The organism is Superficieibacter sp. BNK-5 (assembly GCF_047456055.1).
Taxonomy (GTDB): Bacteria; Pseudomonadota; Gammaproteobacteria; order Enterobacterales; family Enterobacteriaceae; genus Superficieibacter.
In genome coordinates this window covers 1,108,714-1,125,124 of record NZ_CP179893.1, presented here as the reverse complement: position 1 = coordinate 1,125,124, position 16,411 = coordinate 1,108,714, and the positions used below count along the sequence as shown (strand labels likewise).

15 protein-coding genes are annotated in these 16,411 nt (G+C 51.1%); 8 read left to right on the top strand and 7 right to left on the bottom strand.

Annotated elements, in window-relative coordinates; all coding sequences use genetic code 11:
* Nucleotides 1-24: 24 nt before the first annotated feature.
* Nucleotides 25-1,017: a LacI family DNA-binding transcriptional regulator gene (locus ACMGGS_RS05430; protein ID WP_414165330.1), complete on the bottom strand. Its 993-nt coding sequence runs from the start codon at nt 1,015-1,017 to the stop codon at nt 25-27.
* 195 nt (nt 1,018-1,212) lie between these two features.
* Here ACMGGS_RS05430 and ACMGGS_RS05425 point away from each other — a divergent pair, with 195 nt between their 5' ends.
* From ACMGGS_RS05425 to ACMGGS_RS05415, 3 genes are all read left to right on the top strand, one after another.
* Nucleotides 1,213-2,646, top strand: a complete 1,434-nt coding sequence (locus ACMGGS_RS05425) for a glycoside hydrolase family 32 protein (RefSeq protein ID WP_414165329.1) — start codon at nt 1,213-1,215, stop codon at nt 2,644-2,646.
* Between the two features lie 235 nt (nt 2,647-2,881).
* Nucleotides 2,882-4,126, top strand: a complete 1,245-nt coding sequence (locus ACMGGS_RS05420) for an oligosaccharide MFS transporter (RefSeq protein WP_414165328.1) — start codon at nt 2,882-2,884, stop codon at nt 4,124-4,126.
* A 410-nt stretch (nt 4,127-4,536) separates the two neighbouring features.
* On the top strand, nt 4,537-5,238 hold the full coding sequence (locus ACMGGS_RS05415) for a DUF2461 domain-containing protein (RefSeq protein ID WP_414165327.1): 702 nt from the start codon (nt 4,537-4,539) through the stop codon (nt 5,236-5,238).
* A gap of 30 nt (nt 5,239-5,268) precedes the next feature.
* Here ACMGGS_RS05415 and ACMGGS_RS05410 read toward each other — a convergent pair whose 3' ends face one another.
* A complete protein-coding gene (locus ACMGGS_RS05410) occupies nt 5,269-5,655 on the bottom strand; it encodes a hypothetical protein (protein WP_414165326.1) in 387 nt (128 codons plus the stop codon).
* A 12-nt stretch (nt 5,656-5,667) separates the two neighbouring features.
* Nucleotides 5,668-6,555, bottom strand: a complete 888-nt coding sequence (ilvY, locus tag ACMGGS_RS05405; RefSeq protein ID WP_176920238.1) for an HTH-type transcriptional activator IlvY — start codon at nt 6,553-6,555, stop codon at nt 5,668-5,670.
* 154 nt (nt 6,556-6,709) lie between these two features.
* Here ilvY and ilvC point away from each other — a divergent pair, with 154 nt between their 5' ends.
* Together ilvC and deoC are read left to right on the top strand one after the other, a co-directional pair.
* Entirely contained in the window at nt 6,710-8,185 is a 1,476-nt protein-coding gene (ilvC, locus tag ACMGGS_RS05400) for a ketol-acid reductoisomerase (RefSeq protein WP_176920237.1), read from the top strand.
* 220 nt (nt 8,186-8,405) lie between these two features.
* Complete coding sequence (gene deoC / locus ACMGGS_RS05395; RefSeq protein ID WP_414165325.1) at nt 8,406-9,077, top strand: deoxyribose-phosphate aldolase; 672 nt, start codon at nt 8,406-8,408, stop codon at nt 9,075-9,077.
* Between the two features lie 368 nt (nt 9,078-9,445).
* Here the strand turns inward: deoC and ACMGGS_RS05390 are convergent, their stop codons facing one another.
* The 4 genes from ACMGGS_RS05390 to ACMGGS_RS05375 all read right to left on the bottom strand — a co-directional run bounded on the left by ACMGGS_RS05390 (nt 9,446) and on the right by ACMGGS_RS05375 (nt 13,126).
* Nucleotides 9,446-10,654, bottom strand: a complete 1,209-nt coding sequence (locus tag ACMGGS_RS05390) for an aldose 1-epimerase family protein (protein ID WP_414165324.1) — start codon at nt 10,652-10,654, stop codon at nt 9,446-9,448.
* A 29-nt stretch (nt 10,655-10,683) separates the two neighbouring features.
* Nucleotides 10,684-10,950: an HPr family phosphocarrier protein gene (locus tag ACMGGS_RS05385; protein ID WP_414165323.1), complete on the bottom strand. Its 267-nt coding sequence runs from the start codon at nt 10,948-10,950 to the stop codon at nt 10,684-10,686.
* A gap of 57 nt (nt 10,951-11,007) precedes the next feature.
* Nucleotides 11,008-12,453 carry a PTS fructose transporter subunit IIC gene (locus ACMGGS_RS05380; RefSeq protein WP_414165322.1) on the bottom strand — a complete coding sequence of 482 codons (1,446 nt, stop codon included), beginning with the start codon at nt 12,451-12,453 and terminating at the stop codon, nt 11,008-11,010.
* Nucleotides 12,454-12,670: 217 nt separating this feature from the next.
* Nucleotides 12,671-13,126: a PTS sugar transporter subunit IIA gene (locus ACMGGS_RS05375; protein ID WP_414165321.1), complete on the bottom strand. Its 456-nt coding sequence runs from the start codon at nt 13,124-13,126 to the stop codon at nt 12,671-12,673.
* 187 nt (nt 13,127-13,313) lie between these two features.
* Here ACMGGS_RS05375 and ACMGGS_RS05370 point away from each other — a divergent pair, with 187 nt between their 5' ends.
* The 3 genes from ACMGGS_RS05370 to ACMGGS_RS05360 are packed head-to-tail and all read left to right on the top strand — an operon-like array spanning nt 13,314 to nt 16,211.
* On the top strand, nt 13,314-14,345 hold the full coding sequence (locus ACMGGS_RS05370) for a Gfo/Idh/MocA family oxidoreductase (RefSeq protein WP_414165320.1): 1,032 nt from the start codon (nt 13,314-13,316) through the stop codon (nt 14,343-14,345).
* A gap of 10 nt (nt 14,346-14,355) precedes the next feature.
* A complete protein-coding gene (locus ACMGGS_RS05365; protein ID WP_414165319.1) occupies nt 14,356-15,393 on the top strand; it encodes an alcohol dehydrogenase catalytic domain-containing protein in 1,038 nt (345 codons plus the stop codon).
* Between the two features lie 32 nt (nt 15,394-15,425).
* Nucleotides 15,426-16,211 carry a DeoR/GlpR family DNA-binding transcription regulator gene (locus ACMGGS_RS05360; protein WP_176920230.1) on the top strand — a complete coding sequence of 262 codons (786 nt, stop codon included), beginning with the start codon at nt 15,426-15,428 and terminating at the stop codon, nt 16,209-16,211.
* Nucleotides 16,212-16,411: the final 200 nt, after the last annotated feature.

Below are 16,411 nucleotides of genomic sequence, written 5' to 3'. Positions count from 1 at the left end.
AACGTCTCCCGTGTACGGGAGACGTTACAGCGATTGTCGGGCGAGAAATGGGCTTTCAACCCGTACGGTATCCTGATGCGTCTCACCATTAATAATATGCAAGGCGCTGAGACGTCCGATTTCATAATGCGGCAATTGCACCGTTGATAGCGGCGGATAAAACAGCTCGCCGGTTCCTACCATATTGTCATATCCCAGCACAGCAATATCCTCAGGGATCTTCAGACCTCGTGTTAATAACGCCTGATAGACGACAAACGCTACGCGATCGTTACCACAAACAATCGCATCAAAGCGATGCGACGCCGCCAGGTGCTGGTTAATAATATTGGCGGCATTGAGGTAATGCTGATCGCCTTCTGGTAAGTAATGATGGATGAGCGTGCGTGGATCGATGCCCGAATCCAGACAGGCACGTTCAATTCCTGCCCTCCGCCGCTGGCTGGCAACCAGAGCCTGGGGAAGATGAATACACAGCAGCTTTTTATAGCCTGCCTGAAACAATGCTTTTACCCCAGCATATTGCCCATTTTCATCATCAGGAATGTAGCTGGCGAACTTATCCGTCAAACTTTCACAATTTGCCAGTACGCACGGAAGTGTACGGAGTTTTTTGGGAACGGGTACCTGACGTAATCCCATAGTGGTGTAAATAATACCATTGGGGCGGTGAGACATCAGGAGATCGACAATTTTATCCGGGTTGTCATTGGAAAACATATTTACCAAAAAACTGTTCCATCCATGCGCGCGCGCCGTTTCCTCAATGGAAAGCGTAATGTCGACAGAAAAGGGCGTCGTCATCGTATCCAGCGCCAGTACACCAATAGTGCTCGGCGTTGATTTAGCACCACGAATTTTCCGGGCTGATATATCTGAAACATAGTTAAGTTGCTTCACGGCAGCCATGACTTTGTTATACGTCTCTTTCTTCAACCGTGCAGGCTCGTTGAGCGCACGTGATACCGTCATCAGTGAAACGTTCGCGAGCTTTGCCACATCTTTTAATGACGCCATTTGCAAGCCGATCCTTAGTGGTTGATGCCAGACAAAACCTGGTAAAGAAATGGGAAGGCGATAACATTACCTTAATGTTAACGTTAACTTTTGTGATTAACATCGCAAGTCCCGCAATGCTTGGGTGATCATTCAAAATGTTAACGTTATCTTTTTTTCCAAAATGACTTCTTTTAATTTTTTCAGCAGGTAGATATGGACGGATTACTGGCTTCAGCAAATCATTTTATTAAGGAAAATCAGCCGGATGTGGATTATCGCTGGTATCCGCGCTTTCATTTAGCGGCTCCTGTCGGTTGGATGAACGATCCCAATGGTCTTACGTGGTTCAACGGTTATTTTCATGCTTTTTATCAGCATTACCCTTATGCGGCGGAATGGGGACCAATGCACTGGGGGCATGCAAGAAGCCGCGATATGATTCGTTGGGAACATCTTCCTGTCGCGCTGGCACCTGAAGGTCCGGAAGATAAGGACGGCTGTTTTTCGGGTTCCGCCGTGGTAGAGGGAGAAATACTTTCGCTGATCTATACAGGGCACAAATTCCATGGACAGCCCGTAGATGAAAATCTTTATCAGGTGCAGTGCCTGGCAACCAGTCGCGATGGCGTAACATTTCGACGGGAAGGTCAGGTGCTGGATACGCCAGCAGGCGCACACCATTTTCGCGATCCGAAAGTATGGCGTGAAGATAATGGCTGGTACATGGTGGTTGGCACAAAAGTGAATGATACTGGTGAGATCCTCATTTATCGTTCAGATGATTTACGTCATTGGCAGCATGAAAGCGCTATTCGCGGCACTGATATTTGCGATGGCTATATGTGGGAATGTCCGGATCTTTTTCCGCTCGGCGATAAACAGATATTGATGTTTTCTCCTCAGGGGGTAAACGCAGACGGCGATCATTATCGTAATCTTTTTCAGAGTGGCTATGTGGTGGGCAACTGGCAACCAGGGATGCCGTTTACCCCGCAACATGCTTTCCAGGAACTCGATCACGGTCATGATTTTTATGCCCCGCAAAGTTTTACCACACCGGATGGTCGCCGGGTCATCATCGGTTGGCTGGCAATGTGGGAATCCCCGATGCCGGAAAAAGCGGATGGCTGGGCAGGAATGCTCACCCTTCCACGCGAATTAACGCTTTCTGAAACGGGCCGAGTCCGCCAGGTGCCCGTTAAGGAAATAGAGACACTACGCACAGAACGTCTCGAGTGGCAGCCGGGTGAATTGTTCCAGCAAAATCTGCCGCTGATGGATGATGCACAGGCGCTGGAAGTGTTACTCGAATGGGATATTTCCCGCAGTATGGCAGAGCAGTATGGGATTTGCCTGGGCGCCGGCGCGCGTATCTTTATTGATAATCAGACACGGCGGATTGTGCTTGAGCGCAATTATCCAACGCTAAATGTCAGTGGTTACCGCAGCGTACCTCTTCCAGAGGGTGAAAGGTTGAACCTGCGCCTCTTTATTGATAAATCCTCGTTAGAACTTTTTGTTAATGAGGGGGAATACACGCTGAGTAGTCGTATTTATCCGGCAGAGAACGATCGTCAGCTTTCTCTGTTCTGCCACCATGGTAATGCCGTAGTGCATGAATGCTCTGCATGGCAATTGGCGTACTAACTAATATAGGGTAGTTAAGCCGCTACCCCTTATTCCGTTCCACTTTGCATCGGAGGTTACTCGCAAAGGATATGCATTTTTAGAATTGGCATCATGTTCGATAATTTATCATCAGAATCTATTAACAGAGGGATGGATAGTTACCCGGCAGTCGCCTGTAATGAGCGGGTGTTATCCAGGATATTTATAGCAGAAAATCACAAGCGTGATTGTATCCTTATGGCAGGATAAAAAAATGAAAATAAATATGCTTTTCAGTAATAAGAATTATTGCTGTGCTTCAGGGTATTTGCTCTTCTTCTTTGGAGCATGGTCATTATGGTGGTCATTTTACGCCATATGGTTAAAAACAAAGATAGGACTGACAGGCGAAGAACTCGGTTTACTTTATTCAGTAAACCAGTTTTTCAGTATGATTTTTATGATTGGCTATGGCATCATTCAGGATAAGCTAGGGGTAAAAAAAAGGCTTATCTGGCTAATGGCAATAATACTGATTTTAAGTGGCCCATTCCTTATCTATGTTTATGAGCCATTGCTCAGTACCAACTTTACGGTAGGTATGTTCCTAGGAGCAATATTTTTTGGCCTGGGTTTTCTTGCCGGATGCGGGCTGATCGAAAGCTTTGTTGAGAAGCTGAGCCGGATGTTCACATTTGAATTCGGTACGGCACGACTTTGGGGTAGCGTGGGCTATGCCGTTGGCACTTTTGTTGGTGGGATTTTTTTCAGCATTAACCCACATATTAACTTCTGGTGCGTCTCAGCGATGGGGCTATGCTTCCTGCTCATTAATATTGTATCACCATCGTCAACCGACACGCATAAAACGCAACAGGCCAGCGAAGTCAATGTCCATGACTTTATGACTATCTTTAAAGATAAGCAATTTTGGTTTTTCGTGTTATTTGTCGTGGGAACATGGTCTTTTTATAACATCTACGATCAACAAATGTTTCCCGTTTTTTATGCCGGACTATTTGATAATCCGGATATGGGATCCCGCGTATATGGTTACCTGAATTCATTTCAGGTTATTCTGGAGGGGGTGGGCATGGCGTTAGTGCCTTTCCTGATCAATCGTATTGGACCTAAATATTCATTGATTCTCGGTGGTATCATCATGACCTGCCGTATCCTTGGCTCAGCATTGTTTACTGATGTCTACATCATTTCATTTATTAAAATGCTGCATGCAATTGAAGTTCCGCTATTTGTACTGTCAGTCTTTAAATTCAGTATTGCCAACTTTGATAAACGGCTCTCTTCAACGATATATTTAGTCGGATTTAATATCGCCGGATCGCTTGGCATCATCCTGCTCTCGTTACCTATTGGTAAGCTATTTGATAGAGTGGGCTATCATTCTATCTTCTTTATCATCTCCTCAGCTGTCGCCGCCATGGTGCTTTTGGGTTTATTGACGCTCAGTAAAAAAAGGCAACCCGTTGCGGCTTCCTTCCCGGTTAACGAGGCCTGACGGGTGCAATGAGTCGCCCATGCAATAAGTGCAACAACGGGAAACGCGTCTGTTTCCCGTTTCCTGGTGAGAGATAGTGGCGCAAGAATGGCTCGATTCTTCCAGCAGGCCTGTATTGAAGCGATAAAATACGATTCGATGAACAGCGTTTTATCTACGAGCGCAGCCTGCTCACGCCATTTCGTGGGCTGGTGACGTTTGAGTTGGACGGTCACGAGCCGACTTCCGAAACGCGCTGAAAGATATGATGAGACCCATAACCCGGCGTTTCGGTTCTTCCTGGCGGGTTAGCCGTGATGATGACCGGAAAGAGCGATATGCGGCTTTGCGGTCATTTATCAAAATGACGTAGACAGCACGTGTCCTGGTGCGATAATGCACTAATAATATCTCGCAAAAAGGGCAACCAGATGGCAGGACGCTTCCACGGATTTGCACAAGAAGGACTCGATTTTCTCCAGCAGGTACGTATTGAAAACGATAAAGCCTGGTTCGATGAACACCGTTTTATCTACGACCGTAGCCTGCTCACGCCATTCCGCGCGCTGGTGGAAGACTTAGCGCCCGCGATGCTGGAGATCGACCCGCTGTTAGAAACCCGTCCCGCCATTGGCAAAACGCTGTCACGGATTCATCGCGATACGCGCTTCTCGCACGATAAATCGCGCTACCGTAGCCGGATGTGGCTGACCTTTAAACGCTCGGCTAAAAACTGGACCGACGCGCCGGTCTGGTTTTTTGAAATCAGCCCGGACACGCTGCGTTACGGCCTCGGCTACTACAGCGCCAGCAAGGCGACGATGGACCTGTTCCGCCATACGTTAAAACAGCGCCCGGCGCAGTTTCTTGAAGTAGCCGAATGCTGCCAGGCACCCTTTGAACTGGTGGGCGAAAGCTATAAGCGGCTAAAAATAAAAGATCTCGACCCCACCATTTCCGACTGGTATCACCGTAAAACCTTTGCCGTGATGGTGACGGATAACGAGGTGGGAAAATTATTCAGTGTGGATCTGGTCGACACGCTGACGCAAGGCTTTCAGCAGCTTGAACCGCTGTATCAGTGGCTGATGACGGTGGAGACAATGAAACAGGTGGACCCGGCGGATTTATAATGCAGCCGGGCTAACGCTGCTTCTGGAATATTATTTGAATAAGCCCTGCACATAGTTATCCAGCTTATCCGACTCATAAAACGCCATGCACTGCGCCAGCACGTTATTGGCGGTTTGAGCATGGTCGGGATGCAGGGACATCGTCAACTTGTCATAATCCTTTGTCTCTTTGGCGACGAATTTCAGAAACGCGTCCCAGACGCCCGCATTGCCCAGCGCATAACTCTCTACCATAAATGAGGCATCGTGAGACGGCGCAGAATTTGCGTCGGCCGGGGTAAGATCGCGATAGTTATCAACAAGACACTGCTTTAGCGCCAGATGCTTTACATCCTGCACGGTAATGCCCTTCGGTTTAGCCTGTACGCTGAAGCACATCGCTGCCAGCACGGATAACAGCATTATTTTTGTGCGCATTTTATTTCCTTATTAACCCTGAACAATTTTCCAGAACGCATCAATTAACGGTTCATGCAGCCGTTTTTTCTGTACGCAGACGCCCAGCTCAAACGGTGACTCCTCGTCGTTGCGCTCTAAAATCATCACCCGATTACGCACCGGTTCCGGACTGTTTTCCAGTACCACTTCTGGTAGTAACGCTACCCCGCAACCGAGTGCGACCATGGAAACCATCGCTTCGTGCCCGCCAACCGTTGCATAAATTAAAGGATTACTGATTTTATGACGGCGGAACCACAGCTCAATACGGCGACGCACCGGACCCTGATCGGCCATGATAAACGGCACCGTTGACCAGTCGGGCGCATCGACAGAGATTTGATTACGCACCGGGCAGGGCAGGGCAGGCGCGATGAGTACCACTGCCAGATTCTCCAGAATAGTAAAGGCTACCGCACCGGGTAAGGTCTCGGGCTTTCCGGCAATCGCCAGATCCGCTTCGCCGGTGACGACTTTCTCCATCGCGTCGGCAGCATCGCCGGTAGTGAGTTTGATCTCAACGGAAGGATGCTCGGCACGAAAACGGTCGAGGATCGGGGGCAGATGGCTGTAGGCAGCGGTGACGGAGCAGAACAGGTGTAACTCACCGGAAAGCGACGGCCCTTTCTGATCCATGGTGTGACGTAGCTGCTGGTATTGCAATAGCGTCTGCTGGGCAAAAACGCGCAGCTCCTCGCCTGCCTCGGTCAGGGTAACGGTGCGGTTATCACGAATAAACAGCGGCTGGCCGAGGTCCTCTTCCAGACGCTGAATCTGCCGGGAGAGCGTGGAAGGGCTGACGTGCATCGCCCGGGCGCTACGGCCAAAATGACGGCTATCCGCCAGATGTAAAAAGGTTTTTAGATCGCGTAAATCCACCAGCCGCTCTCCCTGATTTTACATTGCATAAATTGCAATGTGACGTTGTGAATATATCAATTTCCGCAATAAATTTCCTGTCATATAGTAAGTTCATTATCGCAAAAGCGAACTGAATAATAAGCACGACAACACAACATCACGAGGTATCACCATGGCTAACTACTTTAATACACTGAATCTGCGTCAGCAGCTGGCACAGCTGGGCAAATGCCGCTTTATGGGCCGCGACGAATTTGCCGATGGCGCAAGCTATCTTCAGGGTAAAAAAGTGGTCATCGTCGGCTGCGGCGCGCAGGGGCTGAACCAGGGCCTCAACATGCGCGACTCCGGTCTGGATATCTCTTACGCCCTGCGTAAAGAAGCCATTGCCGAGAAGCGCGCGTCATGGCGCAAAGCGACTGAAAACGGCTTCAAAGTTGGCACCTACGAAGAGTTGATCCCGCAGGCCGATCTGGTGGTTAACCTGACGCCGGACAAGCAGCATTCTGACGTGGTGCGTGCCGTTCAGCCGATGATGAAAGACGGCGCGGCGCTGGGTTATTCGCACGGTTTCAATATCGTCGAAGTGGGTGAGCAGATCCGTAAAGACATCACCGTGGTGATGGTGGCACCGAAATGTCCGGGCACTGAAGTCCGTGAAGAGTACAAGCGCGGTTTCGGCGTGCCGACACTGATTGCCGTTCACCCGGAAAACGATCCGAAAGGCGAAGGCATGGCGATTGCCAAAGCCTGGGCTGCGGCGACCGGTGGTCATCGCGCGGGCGTACTGGAGTCTTCTTTCGTTGCGGAAGTGAAATCTGACCTGATGGGCGAGCAGACCATTCTGTGTGGCATGTTGCAGGCCGGTTCGCTGCTGTGCTTCGACAAGCTGGTGGAAGAAGGTACTGACCCGGCCTATGCCGAAAAACTGATTCAGTTCGGCTGGGAAACCATCACCGAAGCGCTGAAGCAGGGCGGTATCACGCTGATGATGGACCGCCTGTCCAACCCGGCAAAAGTCCGTGCTTATGCACTGTCTGAACAGCTTAAAGGGATCATGGCACCGCTGTTCCAGAAACATATGGACGACATCATCTCCGGTGAGTTCTCTTCCGGCATGATGGCCGACTGGGCCAACGATGATAAGAAACTGCTGACCTGGCGCGAAGAGACTGGCAAAACCGCTTTCGAAACCGCGCCACAGTTTGAAGGCAAAATTAGCGAGCAGGAATACTTCGATAAAGGCGTCCTGATGATCGCGATGGTGAAAGCCGGTGTTGAACTGGCGTTCGAAACCATGGTCGATTCCGGCATCATCGAAGAGTCCGCTTACTACGAATCCCTGCACGAGCTGCCGCTGATCGCGAATACTATCGCCCGTAAGCGTCTGTACGAAATGAACGTGGTCATCTCCGATACCGCTGAGTACGGTAATTACCTGTTCTCTTACGCTTGTGTGCCGCTGCTGAAATCGTTCATGACTGAGATTCAGCCGGGCGATCTGGGTAAAGCTGCCGAAGGCACTGCGGTCGATAACGCCCAGTTGCGTGATGTTAACGAAGCCGTGCGTAACCATCCGATTGAAGAAGTGGGTAAAAAACTGCGCGGCTATATGACCGATATGAAACGTATCGCTGTCGCTGGCTAACGCTTCCCTTCTCTCTTCCCGAACCTGAACTGCTTCTCCGGCAGTTCAGGTTTTTTATTGCCTGAATGCTGTAATTGTTATTTGCTGTTGTTTTATGATCCTTATCACATGAGATCGCTATCAATATTTACTAATCGACACAAAACGATAATATGTGGCTGTGATTTATCCTCTGACAGCCCGACAGCAAGGCTGCTAAACATCATAACGGGAGAGAGAAATGAAATTAACCAAACAGTCACTGGCAAAGATGATCGACCAGACGCTGCTGAAGCCTTTTGCCTGTGAGCAGGACTTTAAGCAACTGTGCGAAAAGAGCAAACATTACGGCTTTAAAATGGTGGCGATCAATCCGGCGGTCGTAAAAACCTGCCTGAAGTATCTCGAAGGAAGCGAGGTTCTGGCCGGAGCGGCAATTGGTTTCCCGCTGGGCCAAAACACGATTGAAACCAAAGCGTTTGAAACGGAAGACGCCATCGCCAACGGTTCCGGCGAGATTGATTATGTGATTAACATCGGCGAGCTAAAAAACAAAAATTACGCCTACATCAAAAAAGAGATGGAGACGATCGTCGGCATTTGTAAGAAGCATCAGGTGACGTCGAAAGTCATCTTCGAAAACTGCTATCTGACTGATGAAGAGAAAGTGAAGCTGTGTGAAATCGCGCTCGAAGTGCGTCCTGATTTTATCAAAACCTCTACCGGCTTTGGCACCGGCGGCGCGACGCTGGCAGACGTTAAGCTGATGAAAAGCATCGTTAAAGATCAGATTAAAGTGAAAGCGTCCGGCGGCATTCGCGATTTAAAATTTGCTCAGGAACTGATTGACGCTGGCGTGGAGCGTATCGGCACCAGCTGCGGCGTAGAAATTGTTGACGCGCTGGCCGGGTAAACTTCAGGCGTTAATGTTTATTAAAGGGGGAGTGGTTTCCCCCTTTGGTGCGTTTCAACCTGAGAATTATTTCAGCAGGTCAATCAGCCGTAACAGAGCCAGTAATAACTCCAGCACGGCGATGAGCACAATCAGCTTCTGCGTCAGCGTGTCCATCCGCTCTCCTTATGAAAGGAGCGCAACCCTTGCACTTTACCCTTACACTGCCTGTCGGTGCAGGTTCACAATTTGCTAAATTGAAGTATCACGCATCGCTGCTCTAACCACTATCCGTGGTCTGAGGGCGAAAAATAAAAAACCCTGCCTCACCAGCAGGGTTTTTTATTGTCTGCGATTGGCTTACAGAAAAGTCATATCACTGGTATTTACTACTCCTGCGCCATCGGCGTCTCTTCGACTTTCACCGGCGTGCTGCCCTGAATTCCCTGAACGGTTTTTTCCACCTCGGCCACCTGGTCGCTGTTATGCAACAGGGTATAAGTGAGATCAAACTGGGTACTTGCTCCTGGCTGAAGCTGCTTCACGCGTTTCTGTTCCCGCTCGATGGTAACCGGATAGGCGTAACTGGTGCCCGGTTCGATACCAGTCACGTAGCCGTATTTATCGGTATCGGTATTTTTCCATAACGTCAGCACCGGAAGCTGTCGCGTATCAAACTGGATAGCCGCGCCCTTATTGCCAGCTTTATTCACCACTGCCGCCAGCGAATGATGATCGCTGTCAGATAACGGTTTGATGTTAAATACCATCTCATCAAAACCTTTCGTCTGCCCGTGGTAGGTCTGCCACGCTTTCACGCCGCCTTTTGCATAGTCATTAAAAGGACCAATACTCTCTATCGGTGCGAGGAAGCGCGCGCCCTCTTCGAGAATCGGCTTGCCAAAGTTGCTGTGGTAGATAATTTGATAATCGTGCGTATAGTCGGCGTGGTTGGTGAGGACGTCATGCAGGCTGAAGCTGTTGCTGCCGGGGACGTAGCGCAGTTCGGTCATGGTTTGCAGGTCAGCTTTTTTGAATGTGCTCTCTTTAATCAAACCACGAACGCGGATTTCATAAGGTGCGGTATCACTGACTTCCACTTCCACCCGCGAGGCGGGTGTATTGCCCGCCTTGCCGTGAAGCGTGTAGATCTGGCCGTCGGCGGTAACCGGGTGGCCGGTCCATTCATAGCCGCAGCGCACCATCATTTCGTTGAAGCCTTCCAGCCAGCCCAATCCGTTACGGCTCTCCAGATTAATGTATGCCGGGTTCACCACCTCTTTCACCGGTGAGTCCCAGCCCATGCGCACGCCAAAACCTTCGACGTGTAGCAGGTCCATGCCACGGGTAGGGCTAAGCGCAATGGTCAGGCCGTCTTTACTGCTGATGGTCAGCACTTTGCTGCCTTCCTGCTTACCGCCGTGCAGAACTTTTTGTTCAATACTGAAATGGCTGTCTTTTACCTTCAGCTTATCGCTGCTGATTTGCCAGTTGCCCTGCTCGGTGTTGCTTTCCGCGTCAGTGAGTACCCATGTTTTCGCCAGCGTCGGCGTGGAGATAAGCAGTGCCAGCGTGGTCAAAACAAATACCTTTTTCATGCAAAATCCCTCTTTTGATAGTGATGTCATTACTCGTCTTCAACCAGAGTTGCCAAAAACTCTCCCAGAGCGGCGCTGGCTTCTTGCTCCTGCGTCCCTTCGCAGTGCAGGGTAATCATGCTGCCGTTTACCACGCCCAGCTTCATCAGCCCGAGCATACTTCTGCCATCGGCGCTTTTATCCTGGTAAGACAGGCGGGTCTGGCAATCATATTTTTTTGCCATTTTTGCCAGCATCGCGCACGGGCGGCTGTGTAGCCCCATCGGATTAATAATTAAAATATCTTTATTGATCATGAGAATGTCCTTTCATTCATGACTAAAGCAGGCCCGAATGCCAGGCCTGCTCATGGCTTACGCTAAAGAATTATTCAGCGGTGCGGCGGTGGAAGCGGCCTGCGCCAGATATTTGCGCTTGCGGTAGAAACCGTAGATAACGCCGCCAACCAGCCCTCCGCAGACAATAGAGGCGATCCACAACATGCCGTGGGTGACTAACGGCAGGATGATCAGGCCGCCATGCGGGGCGGGAACCGCAACGTGAAACCAGTAGGTCAGGGTGGCACCGATGGAAGAACTGAGCATCAGAATCGGGATCACACGCAGCGGATCTTTCGCAGCAAAGGGAATTGCCCCTTCGGCAATAAAGGTGGCGCTGAGAATAAAGTTGACCAGACCAGCCGCCTGCTCCTCTTTCTCGAAATACTTTTTAAACAGGACGGTCGCGAAGGCAATCACCAGCGGCGGCACCATGCTTGCGGTCATGACGCCCGCCATAAATAGCGCGTTACCCTGCTCGGCCAGCAGCATCGTGCCGGTAACGTAGGCGGCTTTATTTACCGGACCGCCGAGGTCGAAGGCGCTCATACAGCCGACTACGACACCCAGAATCAGTGGGTTAGCGTGCTCCAGCCCGGCAACCCACGCCATCATGCCTTTATTAATCGCCGCGATGGAATCGCCCATATGCGTCATCACCAGACCAATGACCAGCACTCCGACCAGCGGCAGCAGGAAGATAGATTTAAAGCCTTCCAGCGAGCGGGGGAAGTTGCGGGTGATGTGCAAGACCCATTTCATAAAATACCCAGCGGCAAAACCCGCAATGATGCCGCCGAGGAAACCCGCGCCAACGTTGGCGGCTATCAGGCCACCGACGAAACCTGCGACAAAGCCCGGTCTGTTCGAAATGGAGTAAGCGATAAAGGCGGTAAACACCGGCACCATCATTGAAAAGGACAATTTACCGAGGTTAAAAATGCTGGCGGCGAACGGGGTATACTGGGCATTGGTCGGATCGAAAGAGTAGATGCCCCAGAAGAATGAGACGGCAATCAATACACCGCCGGCCACCACGAAAGGCAGCATATTCGAGACGCCGTTCATCAGGGCCTTATACAGCAGACGCCCCAGGCTTTCGCCATCGCTGGTATCCGTTTTACGCTCTCCGACTTCTGCACTCCCCTCATGGTGATAAACTGCTTCGTTGCCGCTCATCGCCCGGGAAAGCAGCTCATTGGCCTTTTTCACACCGTGGCCCACCGAGGCGCGAACCAGCCGCTTGCCGTGGAAACGCGCCATCTCGACGGCTTTATCCGAGGCGATAATCACCGCATCGGCGCGGGCGATTTCCTCATCCGTTAACGCATTTTCAATACCCGCTGCGCCGTTCGTTTCGACGCGGATAGCTACTCCTGCCTGCTGTGCTGCCTTTTTTAATGCGGCTTCGGCCATGAAGGTATGGGCGATACCGGTAGGGCAACCGGTAACAGCAACAAAAAATTTTTCCTTGTTCGGCATGTTTTTCGCTCCTGGATCAACATTTAATGGTGAACAGCCTCATCACCTGCCATATAACATTGTGATTTGCTGGTCTCTGTTTTCGTTTATGATTGTTTTGTGCGCGTTTTTATGTCAATTGGTTTTGTTTGTTGTTGTGATAACGATCCTGGTTTCGGGCGGTAATTAAGCGGGCAAAAAAGAGCGCCCCCGAAGGGGCGCATGACCGGAAATGCGCTTACGCGGTGAATTTATTCATAATATCAAGCACTTCACTGGCATCTTTTGCCTGATCGAGGTGCTCTCTGAAGTCGTCATCCATGATTGCAGCGGCGAGTTTGGTTAAAATTTTGATGTGCTCATCCCCTGCGCTGGCCGCCGGAACGGCAATCATAAACAGATTTTCTGCCCAGTCGTCTTCTTCCTCATCCCATAAAATCGGCTGCGTCAGACGGGCAAAAGCCACGGCTGGCATAGCGACCGCCGCGCTTTTACCATGCGGGATCGCATAGTTGTAGCCAACGGCAGTCGAAAACTCTTCCTCTCTTTTTAATAACGATAACATGTAGTTATCAAACCCTCCCGGCTGAAGCTTCCCCGCAGCTTCAATGCGTTTCGCCAGTTGTGTCAGCGCATCCTGCTTATCCTTTGCCGCCATTTGCAGAACAATTGTTTCGGTAGAAAAAATCGACATGGGTTGACCTCGCTGTTTAAAAGTACCGTCTTGATTGATGAATTTTGACTTATGCTATCGATATCACGTAATAAATTTATTAACCGATATCAAATGACAATAAACGATTGACACTGTTTTTTTCATGACTACACTCGCAAGAACAGAAATAAGCCGAAATTCATATCAACGAATGCCAGGAGGATGCATGGACAAGCAGGAGATTGGGATTGCCGTTATTGGTGCGGGCCGGGCCGGGATGATCCACGCGCGCAACTACGCCAGAGGGATCGCCGGAGCGCGCCTGGTTGCCGTGGTCGATCCGGTTGGATCGGTCGCCGAGGCCGCTGCCGGGGAATTACATCTTGATAAGTTCTACACCGATTATCACCAGGCCATTGCCGATAGTGAGGTCGACGCCATCGTGGTCGTCACGCCGACCAAATATCACTGCGAGATCGTCTGCGCCGCCGCCCGTGCCGGGAAACACATTTTCTGCGAGAAGCCGATGGCGATGACGCCTGAAGAGTGTCAGCAGATGATAGAGGTGACGCAACAGCATGGCGTACAGCTACAGCTTGGGTTTATGCGCCGGTTCGACCGCAACTTTATGGAAGCAAAGGCGGCGATTGACGCGGGCGTGATTGGTGATGTGGTGCTGGTGAAGGCGCTAACCCACGGCCCCAGCATCCCGAAGGCGTGGATGTACGACATCTCCATCAGCGGCGGTCCGCTGGCAGAAGTTTCCAGCCATGATATCGATGCTGTGCGCTGGTTCTCCGGGGCGGATTTTGCCGAGGTGTACGCGCTGGCGGGCAACTATCGCTGCCCGGATGCGAAGGATAAATTTCCGGATTACTACGATACCGTCACCCTGAGCGGACGCATGACCAACGGCACGCAGTGCATTGTTGAAGGTGCAGTTTCCGTTGGTTATGGCTATGACTCCCGCGTCGAAATCCTCGGCACCGACGGCATTCTCTTCGTTGGCGATCTCCAGGAAAGTTCAGCGCGTTATGCCAACCGGCAGCAAAAGCAGTTGATTACTAAAACGGTCAATAGCTGGCAGACGCTCTTTATTAAAGCCTATGAAGAAGAAGATAGCGCCTTTATCGCCTCTATTCGCAGCGGCTCGCCCGTCAAAGCCTCTGGCAACGATGGCCTGGAAGTCGTCAAAGTGGTGAACGCCGGCAATCTTTCTATTACCGAAAAACGCGTTGTTACCCTGAACGAAAGATAAGAGGTGGTCGATGAAAGCGATTCAGTTATTTGGTAAAAATGAACTCAAACTGGTGGAGCTGCCGAAGCCTGAGATTCAGCCTGATGAGATCCTGCTGGCCTGCAAAGCCGGAGCCATTTGTGGTACGGATCTGCGAATGTATGCCAATGGCCACCGCAACTCTCCCCATGCCCTGACGCTGGGCCATGAGCTTTCCGGCGTGATTGAAGAGATCGGCAGCGAAGTTAGCGGTGCATACTTTAAAGGGATGCGCGTTGCCGTCGCGCCAAACTATGGTTGTGGCGTGTGCGACAGTTGCATCAGCGGCAACACCCAGAGCTGTAAAGATTTTCAGGCGCTGGGCATCCAGAAACACGGCGCGTTTGCCGAGTATGTGGTGCTCCCGGCCAGGGCGGTACGGCAGGGGAATATCGTCGAACTTCCCGATCACGTCTCGTTTGAAGAGGGGGCGATGATTGAACCGTTCTCCTGCGTTTACAATGCCTTTGAACGCTGTCATACCCAGGTGGGCGATACCGTACTGGTGATTGGCGCAGGGCCGATTGGGCTGATGCATGCGCTTTTGCACAAGGCCGCGGGCGCGGGGAAAGTGCTGATCAGCGATATTAACCCTGAGCGTCTGGCGCTGGCATGCGAGTTTGACCCGGCGTTTATTCCGGTGAGCGGCACCGACACCAAAGCTGACGTCATGCGCATCACTCAGGATCGCGGCTGTGACGTGGTGATCACCGCTGCCTCCACGCCGGAAATCCAGACCTTGTCGTTTGAACTGACCGCGCTGAACGGTCGGGTACTCTTTTTCGGCGGCCTGCCAGCGGGCAAAGAGATGGTGAGTCTGAACACCAACATCATTCACTATCGCCAGATTAGCGTCACCGGCATGAGCGGGCAGAACCTGCGCCAGTATCGCGCCAGCCTGAAAATGGTTGCCAACGGGCAAATTAATCTGAAAAAGATCTTGACGCATACTTTCTCGCTTGAACAATATCAGCAGGCTTTTACCTGTGCTAAATCGGGTAATGCGCTGAAGGCAGGCTTTGTTTTATAGTCCTGCTCTGGCTATCCATTTCGGGAAAGATAATGAGCGACCATTCGGAAGATAAACTTTTTACGCAGGAACGGCAGCAGGCGATTCTGGCTTATGTTGAAGCACACAAAAAAGCGACGGTTGCCGAACTGTGTCAGCTCTTTAAAGTATCGACCGGGACGATTCGCAACGATCTTCGCGAGATGGAAAAGTTGAAGCTGGTCACGCGTACCCACGGCGGCGTGCTGATCCGCAGTAAAACCGGTCTCGAAATGATGGCGACCGAAAAGGAAGTGCGTAACCACGACGCCAAAGTCGTGGTTGCCCGCCGGGCGCTGGAGCAGATTGAAGACGGCGATACGCTGTTGCTGGATACCGGCTCTACCACGCTCGAGCTGGCGAAGCTGCTGGGTGAGCGTAAAGGACTGTCGGTTATTACCAACGATTTGCAGATTGCCATTATTCTGGAAGAGATCCCAGGGGTGGTGAACCTCTTTATTATTGGCGGCGCGGTGCGGCAAAAATTGCACTGCGTTATCCCGTTCAACCGTGACAGCGGCCTGTCGAATCTGATCATCGACAAGGCCTTTATGGGCGCAAATGGTTTTACGCTCAAAAATGGCGCGACCACGCCGGACGTTCGCCAGGCGAATCTGAAGAAAGAGATGATCGCCTGCGCGTCAAACGTCATTCTGCTAATAGACTCTCATAAAGTCGGCCATGACACTTTCGCCAAATTTGCCGAGGTTAGCGATATCAGTATCCTGATCACAGACAATATCAGTGAGGAAGACCGCGCCGGTATCGAGGCGCGAGGGGTGATGGTTGTTAGCGAGTAGAATACGCTTCAGACGACTGGCCAGGCACGCGCTGTGCAATCTGCCTGGCGGCGCTGCGCTTGCACAGGCCTATGGGTGGCAATCAAATCTTTGATATTGAAGGATTTAGCAGGCCGGGTAAGGCGAAGCCGCCACCCGGCAAAAAAAACAAACATCGCTGCATAAACAGATTTGCCATCAATCTTAAACCCGGCCCACGG